General features: G+C 70.1%; 20 protein-coding genes. 10 read left to right on the top strand and 10 right to left on the bottom strand.

Annotated elements, in window-relative coordinates; translation table 11 throughout:
- Together VME70_12260 and VME70_12255 are read right to left on the bottom strand one after the other, a co-directional pair.
- Positions 1-3,641 (bottom strand): protease pro-enzyme activation domain-containing protein (locus tag VME70_12260; GenBank protein HTW20971.1); only part of this gene is annotated, 3,641 nt, incomplete at its 3' end.
- A gap of 192 nt (positions 3,642-3,833) precedes the next feature.
- Positions 3,834-7,745: a protease pro-enzyme activation domain-containing protein gene (locus VME70_12255; GenBank protein HTW20970.1), complete on the bottom strand. Its 3,912-nt coding sequence runs from the start codon at positions 7,743-7,745 to the stop codon at positions 3,834-3,836.
- Between the two features lie 292 nt (positions 7,746-8,037).
- Here VME70_12255 and VME70_12250 point away from each other — a divergent pair, with 292 nt between their 5' ends.
- Genes VME70_12250 through VME70_12240 form a run of 3 tightly spaced genes read left to right on the top strand, consistent with a single transcriptional unit; the run spans position 8,038 to position 10,211 of the window.
- Positions 8,038-8,382 (top strand): YciI family protein, encoded by a 345-nt coding sequence (locus VME70_12250; protein ID HTW20969.1) that lies wholly within the window; start codon positions 8,038-8,040, stop codon positions 8,380-8,382.
- Positions 8,383-8,384: 2 nt separating this feature from the next.
- Positions 8,385-9,650 carry a sigma-70 family RNA polymerase sigma factor gene (locus VME70_12245; GenBank protein ID HTW20968.1) on the top strand — a complete coding sequence of 422 codons (1,266 nt, stop codon included), beginning with the start codon at positions 8,385-8,387 and terminating at the stop codon, positions 9,648-9,650.
- 21 nt (positions 9,651-9,671) lie between these two features.
- Complete coding sequence (locus tag VME70_12240; protein HTW20967.1) at positions 9,672-10,211, top strand: methylated-DNA--[protein]-cysteine S-methyltransferase; 540 nt, start codon at positions 9,672-9,674, stop codon at positions 10,209-10,211.
- Between the two features lie 4 nt (positions 10,212-10,215).
- Here the strand turns inward: VME70_12240 and VME70_12235 are convergent, their stop codons facing one another.
- Positions 10,216-10,578 (bottom strand): hypothetical protein, encoded by a 363-nt coding sequence (locus VME70_12235; GenBank protein ID HTW20966.1) that lies wholly within the window; start codon positions 10,576-10,578, stop codon positions 10,216-10,218.
- Positions 10,579-10,687: 109 nt separating this feature from the next.
- Here VME70_12235 and VME70_12230 point away from each other — a divergent pair, with 109 nt between their 5' ends.
- Positions 10,688-11,659, top strand: a complete 972-nt coding sequence (locus tag VME70_12230) for a hypothetical protein (protein ID HTW20965.1) — start codon at positions 10,688-10,690, stop codon at positions 11,657-11,659.
- 14 nt (positions 11,660-11,673) lie between these two features.
- On the opposite strand, the gene VME70_12225 is transcribed toward VME70_12230, so the two are convergent.
- Entirely contained in the window at positions 11,674-11,886 is a 213-nt protein-coding gene (locus tag VME70_12225; protein HTW20964.1) for a hypothetical protein, read from the bottom strand.
- Positions 11,887-12,016: 130 nt separating this feature from the next.
- A complete protein-coding gene (locus VME70_12220) occupies positions 12,017-12,781 on the bottom strand; it encodes a class I SAM-dependent methyltransferase (GenBank protein HTW20963.1) in 765 nt (254 codons plus the stop codon).
- A 98-nt stretch (positions 12,782-12,879) separates the two neighbouring features.
- Here VME70_12220 and VME70_12215 point away from each other — a divergent pair, with 98 nt between their 5' ends.
- Entirely contained in the window at positions 12,880-13,500 is a 621-nt protein-coding gene (locus VME70_12215) for a pentapeptide repeat-containing protein (protein HTW20962.1), read from the top strand.
- Between the two features lie 30 nt (positions 13,501-13,530).
- Here VME70_12215 and VME70_12210 read toward each other — a convergent pair whose 3' ends face one another.
- Positions 13,531-13,740, bottom strand: coding sequence for a ferredoxin (locus tag VME70_12210; GenBank protein HTW20961.1), 210 nt, complete (start codon positions 13,738-13,740; stop codon positions 13,531-13,533).
- 107 nt (positions 13,741-13,847) lie between these two features.
- Between VME70_12210 and VME70_12205 the strand changes: the two genes are divergently transcribed.
- Positions 13,848-14,858 carry a PHP domain-containing protein gene (locus VME70_12205; GenBank protein ID HTW20960.1) on the top strand — a complete coding sequence of 337 codons (1,011 nt, stop codon included), beginning with the start codon at positions 13,848-13,850 and terminating at the stop codon, positions 14,856-14,858.
- On the opposite strand, the gene VME70_12200 is transcribed toward VME70_12205, so the two are convergent.
- Together VME70_12200 and VME70_12195 are read right to left on the bottom strand one after the other, a co-directional pair.
- Positions 14,815-16,077, bottom strand: coding sequence for an MFS transporter (locus VME70_12200; GenBank protein ID HTW20959.1), 1,263 nt, complete (start codon positions 16,075-16,077; stop codon positions 14,815-14,817). The two genes, VME70_12205 and VME70_12200, sit on opposite strands and share 44 nt — an antisense overlap.
- A complete protein-coding gene (locus tag VME70_12195; GenBank protein HTW20958.1) occupies positions 16,070-17,323 on the bottom strand; it encodes a lanthionine synthetase LanC family protein in 1,254 nt (417 codons plus the stop codon). The genes VME70_12200 and VME70_12195 overlap by 8 nt, the downstream gene beginning before the upstream one ends.
- Before the next feature lie 74 nt (positions 17,324-17,397).
- Between VME70_12195 and VME70_12190 the strand changes: the two genes are divergently transcribed.
- The 4 genes from VME70_12190 to VME70_12175 all read left to right on the top strand — a co-directional run bounded on the left by VME70_12190 (position 17,398) and on the right by VME70_12175 (position 20,991).
- The gene (locus tag VME70_12190; protein HTW20957.1) at positions 17,398-18,339 is read left to right on the top strand and encodes a proline iminopeptidase-family hydrolase; all 942 of its coding nucleotides are present in this window, start codon (positions 17,398-17,400) and stop codon (positions 18,337-18,339) included.
- An 80-nt stretch (positions 18,340-18,419) separates the two neighbouring features.
- Entirely contained in the window at positions 18,420-19,640 is a 1,221-nt protein-coding gene (locus tag VME70_12185; GenBank protein ID HTW20956.1) for a hypothetical protein, read from the top strand.
- Between the two features lie 65 nt (positions 19,641-19,705).
- Positions 19,706-20,311, top strand: a complete 606-nt coding sequence (locus tag VME70_12180) for a CoA pyrophosphatase (protein ID HTW20955.1) — start codon at positions 19,706-19,708, stop codon at positions 20,309-20,311.
- A 98-nt stretch (positions 20,312-20,409) separates the two neighbouring features.
- Entirely contained in the window at positions 20,410-20,991 is a 582-nt protein-coding gene (locus VME70_12175) for a type VI secretion system tube protein Hcp (GenBank protein HTW20954.1), read from the top strand.
- A gap of 12 nt (positions 20,992-21,003) precedes the next feature.
- Here VME70_12175 and VME70_12170 read toward each other — a convergent pair whose 3' ends face one another.
- Complete coding sequence (locus tag VME70_12170; protein ID HTW20953.1) at positions 21,004-21,978, bottom strand: hypothetical protein; 975 nt, start codon at positions 21,976-21,978, stop codon at positions 21,004-21,006.
- The gene (locus VME70_12165; protein HTW20952.1) at positions 21,975-23,075 is read right to left on the bottom strand and encodes an MFS transporter; all 1,101 of its coding nucleotides are present in this window, start codon (positions 23,073-23,075) and stop codon (positions 21,975-21,977) included. The genes VME70_12170 and VME70_12165 overlap by 4 nt, the downstream gene beginning before the upstream one ends.
- Between the last annotated feature and the right edge of the window lie 58 nt (positions 23,076-23,133).

Here is a 23,133-nt window from a genome sequence, read left to right as displayed (position 1 = left end):
AGATGGCTCTTTGCGCGCACATGTCGGGGCGCGGAGGCGATGCTCGCGTGGTACCTGAACCGGCCGCCGGCGCTCGGCGCGCTCGGACCGTGGTGGGTGACGCGGCTCTCGACCGTAGTGACGCGGACGTTCACCGTAGTGCCCGCCTTGCCCGGCGGTGCGAGCGCGTCCACCTCGGTGCTGCTGCCGTTGGTCAGGATCTGCGGCGCGTTCGAGGCTTCCGCCACCCGCTTGCCGAACGTGACCAGAACCGCGTCCGCCAGGTTGTGGCCATGAATCACGACCCGTGTCCCGCCGGAAGCCGGCCCCGCCTTCACCGACAGTGACGTGACCCTCGGCGTCCCTCGCTGGTAGAAGTCGAACAGCGTGTCGTGCAGCGACTTCTTGGAGGTTGCCACCGAGCAACCGGTCAGCGTGCAGGCTTGCGCGGCGAACGCGCCGGGGTTGTTGCCCGGCGTCTTCCCGGTGATCTTGGTGTCGCTCGCCACGGTGTAGCCGGACAGCTGCACGGTCGAGGAGTTGAACGGCAGGTAGCCGAAGGAGAGCTCGCCACCGTCGGCAACGGCGACGCCGTCGAAGCCGGTGCCGGTCATGGTCACGTGCGTGCCACCGGTGTCGGGTCCGGCGTTCGGTGTGATCTTGGAGATCCTCGGCACTCCGGCGTAGCGGATCGGCCACCCCGACGACCGGCCGGCAAGCGTCTGCACGGTGAGCGCCTTTGTGACCGCCTCGTGCGTGCGATGGCTCGGGTTCAGCGCGATCTCGAACTGGGTTGCGCCGTCGGTCTGGATGATGCTGAAGTCCTGGTTGTTAGCCACGGACGGCGACCCGATGTTCGCGTACTCCAACCCGAGGTAGTCGAAGCCGGTGCCATTGACGAACGCCAGGGTCGTGCCGTTCTCCGACGCCCAGGTCGTCGGGTCGGTCGCATCGGTAGTCGTCACTGAGGTGATGGTCGGCTTGGGGAAGTAGTCGTACTCGGTGACCGCGGCCACGATCTCGCAGGTGTGTCCGGTCACGCAGTCAGGCAGGCTCGTCTCACCGCTGACGCCGCCATACTCCGCACCTTCGTAGGGCGGCTCGATCGTCGCGACCTGGCTGGACCCGTTCGCATTCGTCACGACCAGCTGGGCCTGGCAGATGTCAGTGGTCGGGTCGTCTCCGGCCGCGCACTGGGTGGTTCCTGACTGGTACGGCGGAATCGTCACCTCGAGCAGGCTCGGGGTCTTCACCGTCCAGCCGAGGGCGGGCACGCCGCCGACCGTGACGCTGGTGATGGGATCCGGCGCGCTCGAGGCGAAGCCCGACCCGAAGACGGTGACCGTGTTGCCGCCCGCCTTCGCACCGCCGTACGCCGAGATCCCGCCAACCGACGGGACCGGAGCCGCCGAGGTGCCGTCGACGTACAGCATGGTGGCGTCCGCGTTGACGGCGGAGGTCGCGCCACCGCTCCCGGTGACAGTGACCACCGCGCGACCGGTGCCGTCGGAGCCGTCGGCAGAGGAGGTGCCCAGTCCCGATGCGGTGCCGACCTGAAGTGCGGTCGGGATCGGCGAGACCGTGATCTGGGTGTCGCTGTTCACCGTCCAGTCGGCGCTCGGCACCGCGTACGCGTCGATCGACAGCGCCTGCGCGCCGGTGAATCCGGAGCCGGTGACGGTCAGGCTGCCGGTCGTGGTCGGGCCGACCGCCTCCGGCGAGACCCCGCTCACCACCGGGGGCGGCGTGCTCGGCGCCTTCATCGTGCAGAGGTTGGCGGTCAGTCCCCTCACCCGCGGCGAACCGAGCCCGGTGGCCATGTCGTACCCGGTGAGCGCCCGGAAGGTCGCGCCGCCGTTCAGGTCGAACACGTCGTTGTCGCCGCTCTTGATGTCGTTGAACGACGCCTTGTACTCCGCGGGGATCGCCGCGATCGCGTACAGGGACGGGTCGACGAAACCGATCGGCCCGGCGGCCTGGCACGCGGCGGAGGCGTTGATCACCGCGAGCATGCCCGCCCACAGCGGCGCGGAGGACGACGTACCGCCTTCCGTGGTCCAGCCACCGAAGGCCTTCGTGTAGATCGTGATCGCGCCGGTGTATTCGTCGGCCTGCGCGGACACGTCCGGCGCCTCGCGGCACAGGCTGCCATCCGGCGACTGGGCGCAGGGCGTCATCCCATCGGTGACCGCGTCCTCGGCGAGCTGCTTGTCGGTGCCGGTGATGAACGGCTGCTGCCAGGACGGGGCGCCCCAGATCGACGACGGGCCGCCGCCGCTGCCGCCACCCGTGCTGCCGTCGTTCCAGACCTGCTCCTCGGGCGGGTTGGTGGCGTCGATGATCGTGGTGCCGCCGACGCCGAGCACGAAGGGCTCGCTCGCCGGGTCGCTCTGCGAGAGGTACGGCTGCACCGGCGTCGGGCTGTCGTACGCGCACTCGTCGGAGCCGGAGTCGCCCGAGGAGTTCAGCACGGTCTGGCCTTGCAGCGCGGCCTGCTCGAACAACGCGTTCTCTGCGTCGATGTAGCCCGGCTGCAGGTTGATCTCGTCGATCTCGCAGAAGCCCCAGCTGCTGGTGATGACCTGGTCGGTGTCGTCCTCGACCATCTGGTCGAGCTCGTCCATGCCGCCCGCGGTCGTGTTGGGCGCCTCCCAGACGTCGATGGTGGCCTGCGGCGCCATCGCGGACACATCCTCGATGTCGAGGATCGACTCGCCGCTGCCGGGCCCGTCGCCACCGCCACCGTCGACGTCGATCGTGCGCAGCCGCTTGGCCATCTGCGTCGCCCGCGTCGCACCGAAGAAGCACTTGTCGAAGGTCGCGACGTCCGTGGTCGAGAACGGCTCGAGCTCGTAGATGCCGACATGCTGGCCGGCACCGAAGTCACCGGCCTCGTAGGAGCTGGCCAACCCGTAGGAGTGCGCGATCTGGGCGTCGGTGAGGCCGCCGAAGTCGGCCGCGGCATCCTTCGCGCCCTTGCAACCCGAGGGCGCTCCCGGGATCGCGGGCGCGGCCGGTGCTTTCGCCTTGACCGCCGCGGGATGCGTGGCGTGCTCGAGGTTCGTCGTCGCGTGCACCAAGGTGTCGAGCCCGATCACCGACGTGACCTGGCCGGCAATGTTCGCGGGCAGGGACACCGGGCCGGTCGTGTCGATCCCGGTCCGCCCGTCCGGCAGCCGCACGTTGGAGATCGACGTACGAAATGCTCGCCCGGCGTCGGATGCGGTCCCGCGGAAGTTCACGAGCAGCCCATTGGAGGACACCGACGTGACCGACAGGCCGCTTCTCGAGAGCGCGGTCCGCACGGCGGCGATGGTCGCGGCGGTCGGCCCGAACCGGGCGCGGAACGCGCCCTTCGCCAGGTAGTGGTGGTAGCCGGGCGAGCGCGGCTCCGACACCGCTTGCGCGGCGGCAGTGAGCTCGGCCGGGTTTCGCGGCCGCAGGACGACGGCGCCGGAGACCGGCCGGTCGGCGCGCACCAGGCCGAGCCGGCGCGCGCCGGAGGGCAGGTGGACGGCCGGCGACACCCGGGCGTACGCCGAGGACAACGGGACCGGCGCGGGCGCCGGCCGGCCGGAGGCAAAAGCGGCGACCGGCGACCCGAGACCTGCGACGATCAGCCCCGCGAGCGCGCAGGGCAACGCCAGGCGTGCGCTCCTCACGGGCAGCTCCCAAGCCATACGGCTTACGGCCGCGCGAGAAACCGGTGGGCTCGGCCGAAAAAGTCGCTCTAACGACACCACATGTAACGCCTGTAAGTCTGCTGGACAGGCGTCCCTGACGTAACGATTTGGTGATAGTTCGGCCAAATGCCACGGCCGCCGGGCCGATCAGCCCAGCGGCCGTGGCGTTGGTCAGGCCGGATCGGTGATGAATACGTACGGGTCGCTGCCGCGCTCGCCGGCCAACCCGTCCCCCTTCTTGGTGACCGCCTCCACCTTGATCTTGTACGTCCAGCCGCCTCGCAGGCCGGTCAGGACCGCACTGTGCGTCGAGGCGTGCTTGGTCTTCACCACCACGTTCGGCGGCTTCTTCGCGCCCTTCTTGAAGCTGTTCGGCTGCGAGACGGCGATCACCCGGTAATGCAGGATCGGGCTCCCGCCGTCGGTGTAAGGCGCCTTCCACGTCACCGAGACCGCCGTACCGTGCTTCGTGAAGGTGACCTCCTGCGGCGGTGATGCCACGCTCGGCTTGTAGGTGAAGGCCGAAGCGGCGTTCGCAGCACTCGGTGCGGACCCCGTGAAGAACGACTCCGCCGTCACGACTCTGACATGCACGGTGGAGTTCGGCTTGCCCGGCGGCACGATCACCTTGATCTCGGTCGTGTTGCCGTTGGTCAGGATCTGGAAGGGGTTCTGCGGGTCGATCCCGTCCTGCTTGCCGAACGTGACGTCCAGAACGTCGCCGAGGTTCTGCCCGGTGATCGTGAGGTGCGTGCCACCGGAGGCCGGGCCCGAGCTGGCCGACATCTTCGTGACCAGCGGAGCGCCGGGTTCGAAGAAGTCGAACAACGAGTCGTTGAACGCCTTCTCGGTGTTCGGGAACGAGCAGTCCGTCACCGTGCAGACCTGGACGAGGAAGTCACCAGGGTTGTTCTGCGGTGTGGTGGCCGTCAGCTGCGTGTCGCTGTCGGCGGTGTACCCGGAGAGCTGAACCGTCGGTACCCCGAAGTTGAGGTACGTGTACAGCAGCGCGCCACCGTCGGCCGGCGCGACGCCTTCAAAGGCAGCTCCGGTCGCGGTGATCTGCGTGCCGCCCAGGTCGGGCCCGCCTTGCGGTGTGAGCCCGGTGAGCTTGGGCTGCCCGGCGTACTTGAACTGGGTGGACGCCGAGATGCCCGCGAGCGTCTGGACGCTCAGGCTCTTCAAGACCGGGTTCAGGGTCTCGTTGTGTGCGGGGATGACGACCTGGATCTCGGTCGGGCTGACGCTGACGGTCGAGAAGTCCTGGCTGTCGTTGCTCGCCGGGTTGCCGACCAACGTCCACAGGTAGCCGAGCGAGTCGAACCCGGATCCGTCGATCGTGGCGATCGTGTCGCCGAACTCGCTGGCCCACACGGTGGAGTCATCCGCCGAGGTCGTCGTCACCGACGTGATCATCGGTGTCGGCAGGTAGTCGTACTCCGTCTCCGCCGGCACGACCTCGCAGGTGTCGGCACCGACGCAGGACGGCAGGCTGGCGCCGCCGATCGTGCCCTCGAAGATCGCTCCGGTGTACGGCACCCGGATCGTGTCCGTCGAGCTCGAACCGGTGCCGTTGGTCACCACGACCTGCACCTGGCAGACGTCGGTGTTCGGGTCGGCAGCGGTCGCGCAGGTCGTCGTACCGGAGTCGTACGCCGGGACGGTGACGTGCAGCTCGTTGTCGTTGATGACGGTGACGTTCGTGCCCGCGACGCCGCCGAAGGTGACCCCGGTGGTGCCGGTGAAGCCGGACCCGAAGACCGCAACCGTGTTGCCGCCGGCCTGCGAGCCGCCGAAGGACGTCACACCTTCGACCGTGGGGTCGGAGGCCGAGGCGGTCTTGTGGTAGAGCAGCTCGGCGTCGGGATCCATGCCGACCGAGCTCGCGCCGTCACTCCCGGTCACGCTGACGAACGCCCGGCCGGTGCCGTCCTGCGGACCGAGGGTGCCGGTCAGCGCCTGGGCGCCGGTCGGGATAGTGGTCACATGGATCGTGGTGTCGTCGGCCACCGACCAGTCGGCGCTCGGCACCGCGTAGGCGCCGATCGACAGGCCGGTCGCACCGGTGAAGCCCGAGCCGCTGATCGTGAGCGTCCCTGATGGCGAACCGGCCGCGACAGAAGTCGGCGACAGGCCGGTGATCGACGGCCGCGCGGACGCGGGCGCCAACGAGCACAGGTAGCTCGCCAGGCCGGCCTGGCCGGTCGGTCCGGTGAGGACCGGCGTGCCCAGGCCGGACGCCATGTCGTACCCGGTCCTGGTTGCGTAGTTCTGCCCGTTGCTCAGGCTGTAGACGTCGTTGTTGCCCTGACCGGTTCCCAGGTCGGAGAACGACGCCGAGTAGTCGGCCGGCACCGAGGCCACCGCGTAGAGCGACGGGCTCGCGAAGCCGATGTTGCCCGAGCTCTGGCAGCCGCTCGATGCGTTGATCAGCGCGGTCATGGCCGCCCACAGCGGAGCCGCCGACGACGTACCGCCGATCGTGGTCCAGCCACCGAACGCCGCGATGTAGATCGTGATGCCGCCGGTGTATTCATCGGCCTGCGCCGTAACGTCCGGAACCTCACGGCACAACGCACCGTTGGAAGGGGACTCCGCACACGGCGGGAGACCGTCCGCGACGGCATCGGCCGCCGCCTGGGTGTCGAGGAACGGCTGCTGCCAGCTCGGCGCACCCCACGTCGAGGAGACGCCACCGCCGGTGCCGCCGCCGAGGTTGCCGTCGTTCCAGACCTGCTGCGTGGGCGGCTCCTGGGCGTTGGTCGTCGTGGTGCCGCCGACCGATGTGACGAACGGCTGGCTGGTCGGGTCGTCAACCGAGAGGGTCGGCGTCACCGGGTTCGGTGCTTCCTCTGCACAGTCGTCGGACCCGGAGTCACCGGCCGAGGCGAACACCGACTGACCCTGCAACGCGGCCTGCTGGAACAGCTCGTTCTCGACGTTGACCACGCCGGGCTCGGAGGACTGAGCGAGCGCCTCGCACTCGCCCCAGCTGGTCGAGATGATGTTCGCGGTGTCGTCCTGGACCATCTGGTCGTAGTCGTCGAGCGGGCCGGCGACCCCGTTGGGCGCCTGGTAGACCTCGATGTTGGCGCCCGGCGCGACCGCGGAGACGTTCTCGATGTCGAGGATGGACTCGCCGCCGCCGGAACCCGTGCCGGGCCCGCCGTCGACGTTCTTGACCGAGACGTGCGAGGTCATCGTCGCGGCCTCGCCGGCGTTGAAGTAGCAGGTGTCGAAGGTGGTGAGGTCGGAGAGCGAGAACGGCTCGAGCTCGTAGATGCCGACGGTCTGACCGGCGCCGAAGTCGCCGACGCCGTACAGGCCGTCCGCACCGTAGGAGTGGACGATCTGGTCGTCGGTGAGGCCACCATAGGCACCCGCGGTCGAGGTCGCGTCGGAGCAGGGGTTGGCCGCACCGGTCGGGTGCGTGAAGTGGTGGCCGATCGCCTTGACCGTGGCCGGGTGGGTCGCGCGCTCGAGGTTGCTCCGCGGCTCGACCATCGTGTTCAGGCCGACGACGGCAGTGACGTCCGAGGCGAGCGACGCCGGGAAGGACACGGCCTTCGTGGTGGCGAGCGCCATCCGGCCGCTGGCCAGCCGCACGTTCGAGACCTGCGTGCGGAACGCATCCTCGGCATCACCGATCGATCCGCTGAACCGGACCAGCAGGTGGTTGCCCGACAGCGACGTCACCTTCAAGTGCGACGTCTTGAGGGTCGCCTCGACGGCGTCGATCATCGCCCGAGTAGGCCCGTACGCCGCGGCGAACTTCCCCTTCCCGAGGTAGTGGTGATAGGTCTTCGAGCGCGGGTTGGAAACCGCCTCGGCAGCCTTCGTCAGCGCGGCCGGGTTGCGCGGAGCGAGCGCGACCTCACCGCTGATCGTCTGGCTGCGGCGCGCGGCACCGGCGAGACGGGCGCCTCTCGGAAGCACGGCGGGACGGCTCACCCGCGCGTAGTTCGACGAGATCCTCGCCATCGGAGCAGCACCGTGAGCGGCTGCCGGAGCGGCAGCCATGAAGCCCACGACGACCGCGCTCGTGGCGACGAAGGTCACGAGCCGTGCGAAATGCTGACGCACAGAACCTCTGTTCACGAAATCGACCCTTTGCTTGTCGGATGTCCCATTGCCCGTCGGCGGCACGCTAGCCCCACCGGGCGCGATTGTCTCTACCTGACACCTGCTTCTTTTTGGCTGACACGCAGCGCGGCCGGCAAAGTTCACCTCTTTGCCAGTCCGACGAACGAAACCTCGGTCTGGTTGTCGATCCCTCGGTAGTGAGAGCGTCGTCCTGGTGTCGGGTCCGGTTCGCGGGCCCGGGACTGGCGATCGGGTTCGCGAGCCGGACCCGTACCGGAAAGGAAAGCGCACCATGTCGCAGTACCTGGTCCTGATCTACGAAGACGAAGCCGAGTACGCGACCGGCGGCCCCGAGCTCTGGGGCGAGGTCGGCGCCGAGCACACGAAGTTCTGGGAGAACAACACGAAGGCGGTCGCCGGCGGCAATGCGTTGCAGCCGACCGGGACAGCGACCTCGATCCGGCCGGGCGTCGACGGCCCGGTCGTGACCGACGGGCCGTTCGCCGAGACCAAGGAGGCGCTCGGCGGCTACTACCTCATCGAGGCGGCCGACCTCGACGAGGCGATCGCGGTGGCCAAGCAGGTGCCGGCCCGCTTCGGCGGCGTCGAGGTCCGCCCGATCATGGTGATGGGGTAGCGCTGACCAACGCCCCGAGCCACGCCGACGTCGCGGCTGCGGTCGCGGACGCGCATCGTCGCGAGTGGGGATTCGTCCTCGCTGCGACGCTGCGCGTCACCGGCGACGTGGACCGGGCCGAGGAGTGCGTGCAGGACGCCTACGCGCAAGCCCTGTCGGTCTGGGAGTCCAGAGGGATCCCGGAGCGAACCGGAGCCTGGCTCACGACGGTCGCTCGCCGGCGGGCGCTCGATCTGAAGCGGCGGGACGCGACCTTCGTCCGCGCAATGCCGCAGCTCGCCGAGCCCGAGACCGAGCCCGACCTCGATCTGGACGACGGCGAGATCCCCGACGACCGGCTGCGGCTGATCTGCACCTGCTGCCACCCTGCGCTCGCGCCCGAAGCGCAGGTCGCTCTGACGCTGCGACTGCTCTGCGGGTTGACGACCGCCGAGGTCGCCAAGGCGTTCCTCGTGAGCGAGCCGACGATGGCCGCCCGGATCACCCGGGCGAAGAAGAAGATCGCCGCCGCTCATATCCCCTACCGGGTGCCCCCCGCCCACGAGCTGCCCGAGCGGCTGGTCGCCGTACTCGGGGTGATCCATCTGGTCTTCACGACCGGGCACACCGCGCCGGTGAGTGCCGACCTCGTCCGCCGGGACCTGGTGGAGCGCGCGCTCGACCTCGCCCGGATGTTGCGACTGCTGTTGCCTCATGACCCCGATGTCGCCGGCTTGCTCGCCCTGATCCTGTTGACCGACGCACGCCGCGACACCCGCGTCGACCGGACCGGCCGGCTGTTGCTCCTGGAGGAGCAGGATCGCTCGCGTTGGGATGCGGCGGAGATCCGCGAAGGGCTGATGCTGGTCCGCGACGCCTGCGCCCGCCGGCCACCGGGTCGCTACGCGTTGCAGGCGGCGATCGCGGCGGTTCATGCCAGCGCCACGACATGGGAGGCAACCGACTGGGACGAGGTGGTCGCCCTCTACGACGAGCTCTGCGCGATCTGGCCGTCCCCCGTGGTCGCCCTCAACCGCGCGGTCGCCGTCGGGATGGCGCACGGACCGCAGGCCGGGCTGGCCGCGATCGATGCGGTAGCAAGCGAACCCGAGCTGCGCGGCTACCGCTACCTGCCGGCCGCTCGGGCTGACTTCCTGCGCCGGGCCGGCCGGTGGCCCGAGGCCCGAGCCGAGTACGCCGCGGCGCTCGCGCTGACCGACAACGCCGTCGAGCGCGACTTCCTCGCGGCACGGGTCCGGGAGCTCGATCGGCTCCAGACGATGTCGTAGCCGGTCACTAGCCTGCGAGGGATGAGCGGGGAGAGTTATGCGATCGCCGAGACCGTGATCGGCCCGGTCGGCATCGTGTGGGGCCCGGACGGCGTGCGCGGCGTGCAGCTGCCGGAGCGGACCGCTGCCGCCACGCGGGACCGGATGCTGAAGCTGCACCCGGACGCCCAACCGGCGACACCGCCCGAGTCGGTGCAGCACGCGATCGATGGGATCTCGGCTCTGGTCGAGGGCCGGCCGGACGACCTGCGCGACATCGAGGTCGATCTGGCGGACGTCCCCGAGTTCGATCGAAAGGTCTACGCGCTGGCGCGCGAGTGCGGGCCCGGCCAGACCACGACCTACGGCGAGATCGCCGGCCGGCTCGGCGATCCCGGCGCCGCCCGGGCGGTCGGGCAGGCGCTCGGACACAACCCGGTCCCGCTGATCGTGCCGTGCCACCGCGTGCTGGCGGCCGGCGGACGGCTGGGCGGCTTCTCGGCGCGCGGCGGAGTCACGACCAAGCTGCGGCTGCTCGACATCGAAGGTGCCGAGCCGGGCGGGCAACCAGCGCTGTTCTGAGCGGTCAGTGGTGGGTGACCGAGAGCCCGAGCGAGACGCAGTCCTTGATCACCTTGAGGTCGGCACTCGAGCCCATCGACTCCGCGCCGGCGAGCGCATCGAGGCCGCTGTCGTCTGAGGATGAGCCGTCGGACTCGGCTTGCTCCTGGCTGGCCTCGTTGGCCGCGAGTGCATTCTCGTCGGTCGCGAGTTGGACGTACTTGCCGTTGAGCTTCGCCGCCTGATCGGCCAGGGAGGCGGCCTGCGCCCCGCCGGACTGGCAGGCCGACGCTGCCTGCGCCGCCCCCGGTGCCGGCGTGCTGTGGCCGCAGCCGGCGACGAGCGCCAGCGATGCGGCGCAGAGCACGGCGGCGAGGGTTGTACGCATACCGAGGAGTTCGGCATCCGCGACCGCGGAATGAAGCCGAGTGGCGCTTTCGTGCGATTTGCGTGCGCCGGCCGGCCCGGTTCGAAACACCCACCGGCATACTGCGCGGATGATCGTGAAGCAGCCGGTGGCCCTCATCGGCCTCGCGCTGCTGGCGACGGTGAGCAACGCCGGTGCCGCCGCTGCGGTCCGAGCGTCACCCGCACAAGCCGCGGTCGCCGCCGGGCATTACCACTACTCCCGCGTGCACGTCCCGTCGGTGCACGACCCGCACCGGCTCGCTGCCGTCGTCGCCGGGCTCACGTCCTCCGGCGATGTCGTCGGATCCGTGAGCGGTCCGGGACCGAACGCCAGCCGGACCTTCATCAAGGCGCCGGGCGACCACCTCACCTGGGTCAAGGTTCCCGGTTACCCCAGCATCCAGGTCGATGCGGTGTCCCCTGGTGGCGAGCTGCTGGTGTCGGCGTTCAACCCGAAAGGGCACGGCGCCCCGCGGCTGTACCTGCGCACCCCGGACGGGACGCTTCGCCGGGTCAGGGTGCCGAAGCTCAACCCCAGCTCGGTCATCGCGAGCGGAGTGAACGACAACGGCGAGGTCGTGGGCTCCGGCTTCACGATGAGCGGGAGGCCACGATCGTTCGCGGGACCGCCCGGAGCGGTCCACCTGCTGTCGCTGTCGATCAAGAAGGCGACGGCGATCTTCGCGTCCGGCGTCAACGACAACGGCGTCATCGTCGGCAGCTACGCCGACCGCCACGACGTCACGTACGGGTTCGTCGACCGCGCCGGAAACGTGCACTCGATCCGGCTACCCCGCGCCGGCACGTCGCTCGGTCGCGGCTCGGCGATCGTCGCCGTCGCGGACAACGGAAGCTGGGTGGGCACGGCGACGACCGGCTCCGCCGCCGCCGCAACGATCGTTTACCTGCACGTTCCCGGCCATCGACTCGTGCGGCTGCGCTATCCCAAGGCGAGGGCGCAGACCGAGGTGAACTTCGTGAACTCCGACGGCGTTGTGACCGGAACCTTCGGCCGGCCGGGAAAGCCGACCACCGGATTCCTCGCCCGGCCGCTGGGGTAGCAACCTGCGGCGCCTCAGGCGCCGGGGTCGGGAACCAGCCGAAGCACGACCTCGAGCGTTGCGTCGGAGCGCCGCTCCGACCGCACGAAGACCCGCAGATCGGGCTCGTGCCGCTCGAGGTGTTCGAGGTCGATGACGGATGCGCTTCGAGAGCTGCCGGGATCGGCCTGCCGGACGTCGACCGGGAAGGCCTCGACACGGGCGGCCGGCGGCTCGCCTTCAGCCATCCGGTCGATGCGACCGGTTCTCGGCGACGATCCGCGGGGCGCCACGAGCCGGAGAGTACCGGCGCACTCGGCCGCGCAGGCCTGAATCGGGCAAGAGGCGCCGGCCACCGCTCGGCGCGGTGGCTGCGCCTCAGCGCGCGAGCCGGTCGGCGCGGAAGCACCACGACCGGATCGGGAACTCGACCTCGGCCACCCCGGGAAACCGCCGATCGAGCGCGGCCCGGGCGTTGCCCAGCACGGTCCGCCGGACGTCCGGCGGGGCGGTGATGACCGCGCTGTAGGTGCCGGCCATCTCGACCACGTCGTCCTTGCGCATCCGCCGCGTGTCCGGGAACGACATCTGCTCGACCGCCGTAAAGAAGGACGCGCCGCCCAGGGTGAGGTCGAGCTCGCGCCGCCTGCGGTGCCGGCCTTCGGCTTCGCCGTCCCAGGGCGGCTCGCCCGGCAGCCGGTCGAGGTCTCGGACCCACTCCACGTCGCGGTCCCGGCTGGTCCACAGCACGCCCAGCCGGCCGCCGTCGCGAAGCACCCGGGCGATCTCCGGAAGCGCCCGCGCGGGGTCCAGCCAGTGCCACGCCGAGGAGACGAACAGCGCGTCCGCTCCGGCGTCCGGAAGCGGGATCGCCTCGCCGGTACCTTCCACCAGCTCGACGCCCGGCGAGCGCAGGGCGAGGACCGAGCGCATCTTCGGGTCAGGCTCCACCGCAATCACCCGAGGGACGCGCTCGGCCAGTGGCCGGGTGAACAACCCGGTTCCCGCCGCGAGGTCGACCGCGACCGTGCAGCCGGACGGCACGAGCCAGTCCAGCGCCCCCGGCGCGGGCGCCGGGCGCAGCCGGTCGTACGACGTCGCGACCGACCCGAAGGACTGAGCGCGTTCCTGTCGGGTCACCATGAGGTCACGCTATTGGGTGCCGGATCGGGCCCATCCCCCGGTCGGTGCGGCCTGTTCGGCGGGCGGTCCGATCTCGCCCGGCGGCTACCCTCGCCACGGTGAGTGGATCCGGCGCTGATGCCGCACCCTGCGGCAAGGCGCACCGTCCGATCGCACCGAACCTCAGCGGCGCGGAACCGGCCACGACCTTCGCCGGCGACTGCGACGAAGACGTCTCGGACCTGTGGCTCGCGGGCGCCCGGGTGCTCGAGCTGTCCCTCGACCGACCGGAGCTGGTCGACCTCCGTCTCGACGGATGCGACCTTTCCGGCATCGTGGCTCGCGACTTCATCGCCCGCCGGCTGGCCCTCACCGACACCCGGCTGCGCGGCGTCACGTTCGCCAACGGGCTGCTCGAGGAGACCGTGGTCGAGGGCGGGGTGACCGACGAGCTGTCCCTGCGCTTCAGCCGGCTGCGGCGAGTGACCTTCCGCGACTGCGACCTGTCAGGCGCCGACTTCACGAACACCACGTTCGAGCACGTGAGCATCACCGGCTGCTCGATGCGCCGCGCCCGCTTCGACGCGGCGACGGTCGAGTGTCTGGTGATCTCCGACTGCGACCTCGGCGGCGTCACCGGCGCGCTCCACCTGAAGGGCGCGCAGATCGACGCGAGCGACCTGCCCTCGCTGGCGATCTCGCTGGCTCGCGAGGCCGGCATCGCGATCCGCGACCAGTAGCGGTCGCGTCGCGCACCGTCCCAGCTCGCGCTACCCGCCTCCGCGGCGAAGCGCGAGCGCTCGCTTGGGGCACATGTCGACCGCCTCCTGCACCTTGTCGAGCAGCTCCTCCGGCGGGTTCGGCATGAGGACGTTCATGAAGTTGTCGTCGTCGACCTGGAAGACCTGCGGCAGGATGCTCTCGCACACTGCGTTGCCTTCGCACTGATCCCAGTCGACCACGATCTCGGCATCGCTCACGGCCGAAGTAGAACACGGTCCGGGCGCGGCGCGGTGCAGCCCCTCGCCACCGGCTGCCGGGTTGCGCGGCATACTCGCCCGGTGGCGCCGCGTCCGCAGGTCGATCGGTGAGCTCGGCGCGCGATCCGGTCGCCGATCTTCGCGAGATCGCCTACCTGCTCGAACGCACCGGAGCGGCGACGCCGCGGGTGAAGGCGTTCCGCACGGCCGCGTCGGTCGCGGAGTCGCTCGGCATCGAAGAGCTCACCCGCCGGGCGGCGAACGGCACTCTCACCCAGCTGGCCGGCATCGGTGACTCGACCGCCGGAGCGATCGCGGACTCGATCGCGGGCCGGCGTCCGGCCTACCTCGCCAAGGTCGAACCGGACCTGCCGCCGGACGAGCCCCCGAGCCGGATGCGGCGGGCGCTGCGTGGCGACCTGCATATGCACAGCGACTGGAGCGACGGCGGGTCCCCCATCGAGGAGATGGTGCGTGCGGCCCGCGACCTCGGCCACGAGTACGTCGCGCTGACCGACCACTCGCCGCGGCTGACGGTCGCGCGCGGGCTCAGCCCGGAGCGGCTTCGCGAGCAGCTCGACGTCGTACGCCGGTTGAACGAGGAGATGGCGCCGTTCCGGATCCTCACCGGCATCGAGGTCGACATCCTCGAGGACGGCGCGCTCGACCAGGAGGACGAGCTACTCGGCGAGCTCGACATCGTGGTCGCGTCCGTGCACTCGAAGCTGCGCATGGACCGCGCCCCGATGACCCGGCGGATGGTGACGGCGATCGCGAACCCGCACACCGACATCCTCGGCCACTGCACGGGCCGGCTGCTGGCCGGACGTGGCCGGCCCGAGTCGGAGTTCGACGCCGAGATCGTCTTCGAGGCCTGCCGCCAGTTCGGGGTCGCGGTCGAGATCAACTCCCGCCCGGAGCGGCTGGACCCGCCACGCCGGCTGCTCCGCCAGGCGGTTGAGTCCGGCTGCGTGTTCTCCATCGACACCGACGCGCACGCGCCCGGGCAGCTCGAGTGGCAGCGCAACGGGTGCGAGCGGGCCGAGGAGTGCGGTGTCGAGCCGGCTCGGGTGATCAACACGCTTGCAGTGGCGGATCTCCTGTCCCGCCCGCGTTGAAAACCTCGTCGAGGCGCGGCGCGCTGCGAATCGACGGGCTGAGCGTCGCCCAGCCCGCCAGCACGGCCGATACGGCGACGAACACGCTGACCGTGATCCGTGGCGTCGTGACACTGAGCAGGTAGCCGGCAAGCAAGGGTCCGAACGGCGCGATCGCGAGGGACAACGTGGAGCGCACCGACTCGGACCGGCTGAGCAGCCGGTCCGGGGTCATCGCGATCCGATAGGCATGCACGACGGAGTCCGATGCCGGAATCGCCAGCCCGGCCGGGACCAGGCTGGCGGCCAGGACGAACACGTTGGGCCAGAAGAGAAACACCGCCGAACCGAGATAGGTCCAGAGCTCGAGCAGCAGCACTCCGCGCACCGGAAGCGCGCGCCGGATCGACGATGCGATCATCGCGCCGACCAAGACGCTCGCGCCGAACGATGCAACGAGCAGCCCCACCTCGCCACCGGACAGATGGCGCCGGTGCGCCAGCACCACGACGGCGAGCAGCAAGCCCGGAACGATGAAGTTGGTGAGCCCGAACAGCAGGGCACAGGTTCGAAGGAACCGCTGCTTCCACAGGTAGCGAAGACCTTCGGCAGCCCGCGCGCGCAACGACCCGCGGTTCCGCTCGGCGCTCTGCTGGAACGGCGCACGGATGGCGAGCAACGAGCCGGTCGAGAACAGGTACGACGCCGCGTCGACGGCGAACGGTAGGACGTTGGCCACCGCGAACAGTGCGCCGCCGAGCGGCGGCCCGGCCAGCCGGACCGCGGCCTCGCGGCCGTCCAACGAGCTCATCGCCTCGGGCAGCTGCGGGAGCGGGACGATCGCCCGCAGCGCGCCGGCCTGGGCGGCCAGGAACATCGCGTTGCCGGCTCCTTCGACAAAGGCCACGACCGGGAGGACCCAGAAGCTCGCGTGGCCGGCGGCGATCAACGCGGCGAGCACTCCGACCGCGCCGGCCCGGATGACGTCCGCGCCGACCATGACCCATTTGCGGTTCCAGCGGTCGGCCAGGACACCCGCCGGGATGGCCAGCAAGGCGAGCGGAAGCGTGCGGGCGAAGCCGACGATGCCGGCGCGCGCCGGAGAGCCCGTGAGGACCAGGACGAGGAGCGGATAGGCGACGGCGGTCGATGCGCTCCCGGCGTCCGACAGCAGCTGGCCGCCCTGGAAGAGCATCCACCGGCGGTTGCGGCGCAGCGCGACGGGTGAGGATTCAGCCAACCGGGCGCACCATCGGATGATCGGGCCAGCCCACGGCGTACCAGGGATCGCCGCCGAGCGCGATCCGCGCCCGGCGCAGCAGCTCACGGATCACACCGCTGCTTCCCATCGCCCATCCCGTGCGCGGCTCGAGAATGCTCGGCGTCGCGCGATGCTCGATGTTCGACCAACGGACGCCGCCGCTGTCGTCGATCGCCAACCCGACGAGGTCCGCGACAAGGACATCGACGAACCCGGGGTCGTCGCCCGCCTCGACCAGCCGGTCGCAGCCGAGTGCCAGCACTCCGGCCGTGCCGCAGCAGCGACCGACGTTGTCCCAGAACCCCGCCCGCCGCTGTGCCGGCAGTCCCGAGCCGAGCACGGTGTGCCAGCAGCGGTCGGCGAGCCCCGCCCATTGCGGATCACCGGTGACCATGCCGAGCTTGCGAAACACCTGAGCGTCCCCGGCCGGGCCGTGACACCAGCCATAGCTGAACCGCTCGACGGCGTCCGGGCGGAACTGCGGGTCGGAGTGCGGAACGAGAAACCCGTCGTCATCTGTAATGTGTCGACTCACCACGTCAGCGGCGCCGGCGAGTGCGAGCTGGACGAAGTCCGTGCGGCCGGTTGCCGCGCCCACGCTCGCAAGCGCGAGCACGATGCCGAGCGTTCCGTGCGAGATGTGGTGGAAGCGCGACTCATATCCGGTCCGCACCTCCCAGTTCACGCCGCGCTCGGTCGGTTCGGCGGTTCGCAGGTACGGCGTGGCCGCCGTGACCGCGAGGTCGAGCTCGCCGATCGCCAGCGCACCGAGAGCGACGCCGGCGTTGCCGCCGAACAGCTCGAACTGGTCGGACCATCGCTCGCCGTCGAAGCGGTCGCGAACCATGGCCAACGCCCGCGCCGCCGCAGTCCCGCATCCCGGATCATCGAAGGCTTCGTGAACGGCGTGCAGGGCGAACGCGATGCCGCTGAGCCCGACGTACAGCCCGCACGGCCATTCCGGATCGAGGGTCGCGGCGAGCTCGCGCGCGCCGCGCAACGCGGCCTCGGCGTACCGCTCGTCTCCGTAGTGCGCGTGCGCCTCCAGCAGCGTGACGATGATGCCGGCCGACCCGCTGTACAGGATCGGGTTGAGCTCCGCCTCGCTCGGATAGCCGCGCCAACCGAGCCCGTGGTCGGTCTCAACGCCGGCATCGAGCAACCAGTCGAGCGCTCGATCGCAGAACGCGTCGAGCTCGCTCACCCCAACGATGGCGGTCGCCATCGGTCTCCTTTCACCGCGACCATCCTCGCCGATCTCGCGGGCCCACCAGGCCTCGGGTGATAGGACATCGCGGTATGGCGCTCGCGAGCTACTTCGACAACACCGGTCGCGACGACGTTCTCGCCGGCGGCGTGCGAATGATCCCGGTCAGCACGCCGAAGGGCGAGTTCAAGGTCTGGACCAAGCGGGTCGGCAACAACCCCGACATCAAGCTGCTGCTCCTGCACGGAGGGCCCGGCTGCACGCACGAGCAGTACGAACCGTTCGACAGCTACCTACCGGCTGCGGGCGTGGAGTACTACTACTACGACCAGCTCGGGTCGACGTACAGCGACCAACCCGACGAGCCCGACCTCTGGGAGGTGGATCGCTTCGTCGACGAGGTCGAGCAGGTCCGGATCGCACTCGGCCTGGACCCGACCAACTTCTTCCTGATGGGCCAGTCCTGGGGCGGCATCCTCGCGATCGAGTACGCGCTCGCGCACCAAGACGCGCTCAAGGGTCTGGTGATCTCGAGCATGATGTCCTCGATTCCGGCCTACAACCGGTACGCCGAGGACGTGCTGATGCCGCAGATGGACCAAGCAGCACTGGCCGAGATCAAGCGGCTCGAGGCGAGCGGGCAGACGCACGACCCGCGCTACATGGAGCTACTGATCGAGCAGCACTACTCGCACCACGTGCTGCGCATCCCGCAGAAGGACTGGCCGGAGCCGGTCGGGCGAATGTTCAGCCACATCAACGAACAGATCTACGTGTCGATGCAGGGCCCGAGCGAGCTCGGGGCATCCGGCAAGCTCGCCGAGTGGGACCGCACCGCGGACCTGCACCGGATCACCGTCCCCACCCTGGTGATGGGCGCCGAACACGACACGATGGATCCCTCGCATCTGCGCTGGATGGCGGAGCAGCTGCCCAACGGGCGGTACTGGCACTCGCCGAACGGCAGCCACCTCGCGCAGTACGACGACCAGGCGACGTACATGAAAGGACTGATCGACTTCCTCACCGGGTGAGCCTCTCGGTCTGGTCAACCTTCGCCAGCCCCCGAGCGTTGAGTGGGCGTCCGTGGGTCTTCAGCGGGGAGGGAATCGGGATGAGGTCACGTCGGGTCCGCTGGTTCGCCGTCATCGGGGTCATGGCGTGCGGTCTGTTCGCCGCACTGCCACTGGCAAGTGCAACCGCACATGGCGCCAAGAAACCGGCGCATCCCACCGGCTTCTTCGTGTCCGGACAAGGTGCGGTAGTTAAGGGCACGAACGCCGCTGCCTTCGTGCGCGATCACAACGGCGGCGAGCACGTCGTCTCCAGCGTCGCGAGCCCGTCAGCTCCCGGCGACCAGGGCCACATCGTGTACCGCACCAGGCGACCGGGCGCGACCAAATGGGTCTCCCGGGCCATCCCGGGGCTCCGGCCGATGGCCGGCGGCATCCGGGTAGAGCTTCATCTCAGCTACAACGGCTCACGCGTGTTCGCGGTCATCGACGAGTGCGACGGCGTCTTCGTCACTGACACCTCGTTGCTGTCGCAGCGCCTTCCGGAACCCACTCTCGTCGAGCCGCTCGCCGACTGCACCGATCCACCGGCGGCGCGGCCCGGGCTGAGCCAGACCGCGTTCTCCGTGCCGGGATCCCCGGACCAGATCGGCGTCATGCTGCCCGACCCGGACGCGACCAACGCGACCACGATCTTTTTCGGAAGCCCGGGCGGCAGCTTCAACTCCTCGGGTGCGCTCCCCACCGATGATGACTTCACCCCGGTGCAGCTCGCGTTCGACCCGCGAAGCGAGAAGATGACCGTCGTCGGCTACGGCAGCGACGGCACGAACGAGGGCGTCTACGTGACGACGTCGGACTACTACTACTACGACTACACGAACTGGTCGACGCCGACGCTGATCGCCAGCCTCGGTCAGCCTTCGGCCGACTACACGATCGAGTCGATCGCGGCCTACAACGACGCCATCTGGGTCGGTCTGCTCAAGCCGGCCACTACCGGCGTCACGCGCAAGCATGCCTTGTTCGTTCAGCACTGGAGCAGCTCGAACCAGTGGATCGGCACCATCCCGCTGGCGCACACGACCGGTCATGACACCGGGCTGCGGCTGTCGTTCAACCCGGCCAGCGGTCATCTGCACGCCGCCTACACCCGGGTCATCAAGAGCTCGAAGTCGGTGAAGAGCGGGATCTTCATGCAGACCCGGGTCAACGGAGCGTGGACCGGGGTGACTCATCTCACCCATTGGTACCGCGACCGGGCGATGGAGTTCGGCTACACGAGCGCCGGCCGCGCGGTCATCGGGTACGAGCGGGGCTGACCGGCACCCTGTCGGAGGCACAGCCCGCCCCGGACGCCCCGACGGCCGGTTAGACTCCGCGCGCTGTGAAGGGGTTCGACCGCGACACGCTCGCCGAGCGAGTGGGCGGCTTCGAGCGCCGCGCACACGAGCTGGGCGCCCTGAAGGATGCCGCGGTCGCGCTCGCGGTCGTCGAGGACGAACGCGGCCCCGGGATCCTGGTGACCAAACGCCCGCAGTCGATGCGCGCACACTCCGGGCAATGGGCCCTTCCCGGCGGGCGGGTCGATCCCGGCGAGTCGGCCGGGGACGCCGCCCGCCGGGAGCTGTCGGAAGAGCTCGGTCTCGACGTCGCCGCCGACGCCGTACTCGGCCGGCTCGATGACTACCCCACCCGCTCGGGCTACCGGATCACGCCGGTCGTGATGTGGGCGGGCGCCGTCACGGATCGCATCACCCCGAACCCGGCGGAGGTCGCTCGGGTGCACATAGCACGCGCCGACGTACTGTCCGTTGCGCCGCGGTTCAAGCGGATCCGCCAGTCCAGCCGGCCGGTGATCCAGCTGTTGATGTTCGGGACGCTCATCCACGCGCCGACTGCGGCGGTCATCTACCAGTTCCGGGAGCTTGCGCTGTACGGGCGAACGGTCCGGGTCGACGAGCTGGAGCAGCCGGTTTTCGCCTGGCGCTGAGCCCGCGGCGACGCCTTGCTGCGCGTACCGGCGCGGCGTACGGTCGAGCCGCGGGTGACCTTCGCCGCCTCGCGCTGAGCCAGGGGGAGGCCGACAGCATGGACACCAACCACGACACGAGCCGGCGAACGGTTCTCAAGGGTGGTGCGCTCGGCGCCGGAGCGCTCCTGGGCGCGGCCGGCCTGCCGGGCACGGCGCATGCCTCGACCACGGCGCCCGACCTGGTCGGCCGGGCCGGATCGGTCGAGTACTTCGTCACCTTGGGCAACGGGTCGCCGATCCTCGCCACCAGCGTCAGCTTTGGCAGCGGCGAGCACGCCGTTCATGGTCGAGCCGGTCGGGGCGAGCCCAGCCCGTCCACGGTCACCTTCACCGCCCCGGCAAGCAACAGCTCGCCGACGCTGTTCCTCGCGATGCTGGAGGGCAAGGTCTACTCGACCGTCCAGATCACCATCCAGGACGTCGGCACCAGCGCCAAGTTTGTCAAGATCGAGCTGTCCGACGCCGTGATCAGCTCGTACCGGCTGGAGACGACGGGCGACGAGGCACCGATCGACGCCATCACGCTGTCCTACGAGAAGATCTCGTACTCTTACGCGCCGTTCGACGCCGCAAGCGGTCAGCTCGGCAAGTACAACACGGTGGTCTGGAACGCTCGCACGAACAAGATCCACCTCTGAGCCGCCGGACAGCTACCCGCCGAACGGGTCCTCGTCGCCGGGCGCCTCGGGATCGAAGTCATGGCCGATCGTGACGACGACCTCGGTGGCCAGGCTCTCTTCCGGACCGAGACTGGCCGCTGAGCCGTCCGCGACTGCGGTGGCGAGGCTACCGGGTCGGCTCGTGCAGAGCTCGGTCAGCAGCAGCTCGTGACCGCGCCAGCCGCCGAAGACACCCCACAGCCACGGCGTCCGGAACACCGCTGGGTCGAAGCCGAGCCGGACTCCCACGCCGACGCCCGGGTGGGTGACCGCGCACCAGCCGCCGCCGAGGTCGTTCGTGCAGAGGAACTCGGTGACACCGAGCTCCGGTCCCGGTATCCGGCTCAGGTCCAGTCCGTCGTGCACCGGCCAGCTGACCCGGTCCGCAGCGCCCGCCCGTGACGGGGTGGAGCCGGCGACGTCGAAGGAGCCGGCCGGAAGGTGCACCCGCGAGCCCGGGGCGACCGCGTGCGCAATGTGCTGGTTCCAGATGAACCGCATCCGGTGGGTGCCGAGGTTGTGCAGCGAAAGGTGTACCCGAACCTGCGAGCTCGATCGTTCGACCCCGATCGACAGCTCGGCCCGGCACGGCAGAGAGGCACTGTGCCGCTGCATGCGCAGCTGCGCCCGCTCGCCGTCATCGGACACGACCTCCCACGCCCACGGACCGATCCACAGGTCACCGTGATCGTGATGCGTGTTGCCGTCCAGCTCGCACGGTACGTCGGTGGGAAACATCTGGTCCCACCCGCCGCACCAGACGTCGTCGAACGGAGCTCCGGCGTAGGTCGCCGACAACGGAATGCGCGGGTTGTGCCAGAGCAGGTTCATCCCACTCGCGGGATCGATCAGGTCGAGGATCTTGCCGCCGGCCTCCGGCGCGATGGCAACCTCGACATGGTCGGTGCGCAGCACGACGACGCTGAGGCCGTCCCGCCGCCCGCTCCGGTCGATGATCGAGCTCATCGCGCCTCCTTATCTCTCGTGACGAGCAGCGCACTCACCAGGCACAGCCCGGCGGCCGCGAAGAACGGCACCCGATCCGAGGTCGCGTCCGCGATGTAGCCGCTCACCGCCGATGCGCTGCCCTGGCCAACGGCCCACATCAGGTTGGTCAGGCCGAAGACCAGCCCGAGGGGCGCGTCCAACGCGTCGGTCACGTCACTCACCAACGCGGACGCGGGGACGAACAGCGTCCCGAACGCGGTCGAGCCCAGCGCGACGAAGACGAGCGTTACGCCGTACGGCGTGACCAACGGCACCAGCGCGAAGGTCAGCAGGCCGGCCAACAACGACCAGACCACGGTGTGCGACGGTCCGTGGCGATCGCTCACCCTGCCGATGATTGGGGACAGTGCAGCCTCGAGCAGGCCGCCGGCGACGAAGCCGGCGGCGATCACCCCGCTGCTCGCGCCGAGGTCGTGCAAGCGCAGCGGCGCAAGCACGCCGAGGACGCCGAGACCGACTCCGGCGAGGGAGGTGAGCCACAGCCCACGCGAGATGCCCGGCCGGCGAGCGACCGAGGCAACGTCGCGCAGGGACATCGCTTGCGGTTCGGTGTGGTCGGGCAGCAGGCCGCGGAAGCTGGCGACCACCGCGGCGACGACCGCCGCCGCGGAGAACACCGGTCCGGTGCCGAGCCGGGCCGCGACGGCGCCGAACGCGGGCCCGAGCAGCGCACCGGCAACCGCCGCCGAGAAGGCGATCCCTAGGTAACGCCCCCGGCGCTGCGCCGGAACCCCACCGGCCAGCCCGGCGAGACCGACCGTCCATGCGCAGGCCCCGCCCACGCCCTGCACCACGCGAGCCGCGATCAGCACGGCAGCCGCGTGCGACCAGCCGAAGACGAGTGTGGACACGCTCATCAGCACCATCGCGACGACCAGCGTGCGGCGCGCGCCGACCCGGTCGAAGACCACACCCACCGGCAGCGCAGCGATCATCGTTCCCGCCGGATAGCCCGCGACCAGAAGGCCGACCCCGCCGCTCCCGAGCCCGCTCACGGCCGAGTAGTGCGGGACCAGCGGGGTCAGCGCGGTGTAGAAGATCGTGTCGGCCAGCACGAGGATGCTGACCAGGACGACGAGCCGGCGTACCGCCCGATCAGCACCGGCGACTTCG

The organism is Mycobacteriales bacterium, from assembly GCA_035504215.1.
Lineage (GTDB): Bacteria > Actinomycetota > Actinomycetes > JAFAQI01 > JAFAQI01 > DATAUK01.
The sequence above is the reverse complement of the archived record's forward strand: the minus strand, read 5'-3'. Positions and strand labels throughout refer to the sequence as shown.

What these genes read in the sequence shown, in the direction of transcription:
- VME70_12250 (HTW20969.1), top strand. Translation starts at nt 8,038, where the DNA reads ATGTCGCAGTACCTGGTCCTGATCTACGAAGACGAAGCCGAGTACGCG.
- VME70_12240 (HTW20967.1), top strand. Translation starts at nt 9,672, where the DNA reads ATGAGCGGGGAGAGTTATGCGATCGCCGAGACCGTGATCGGCCCGGTC.
- VME70_12235 (HTW20966.1), bottom strand. Translation starts at nt 10,578, where the DNA reads ATGCGTACAACCCTCGCCGCCGTGCTCTGCGCCGCATCGCTGGCGCTC.
- VME70_12230 (HTW20965.1), top strand. Translation starts at nt 10,688, where the DNA reads ATGATCGTGAAGCAGCCGGTGGCCCTCATCGGCCTCGCGCTGCTGGCG.
- VME70_12225 (HTW20964.1), bottom strand. Translation starts at nt 11,886, where the DNA reads ATGGCTGAAGGCGAGCCGCCGGCCGCCCGTGTCGAGGCCTTCCCGGTC.
- VME70_12220 (HTW20963.1), bottom strand. Translation starts at nt 12,781, where the DNA reads ATGGTGACCCGACAGGAACGCGCTCAGTCCTTCGGGTCGGTCGCGACG.
- VME70_12195 (HTW20958.1), bottom strand. Translation starts at nt 17,323, where the DNA reads ATGGCGACCGCCATCGTTGGGGTGAGCGAGCTCGACGCGTTCTGCGAT.
- VME70_12190 (HTW20957.1), top strand. Translation starts at nt 17,398, where the DNA reads ATGGCGCTCGCGAGCTACTTCGACAACACCGGTCGCGACGACGTTCTC.
- VME70_12185 (HTW20956.1), top strand. Translation starts at nt 18,420, where the DNA reads ATGAGGTCACGTCGGGTCCGCTGGTTCGCCGTCATCGGGGTCATGGCG.
- VME70_12175 (HTW20954.1), top strand. Translation starts at nt 20,410, where the DNA reads ATGGACACCAACCACGACACGAGCCGGCGAACGGTTCTCAAGGGTGGT.
- VME70_12170 (HTW20953.1), bottom strand. Translation starts at nt 21,978, where the DNA reads ATGAGCTCGATCATCGACCGGAGCGGGCGGCGGGACGGCCTCAGCGTC.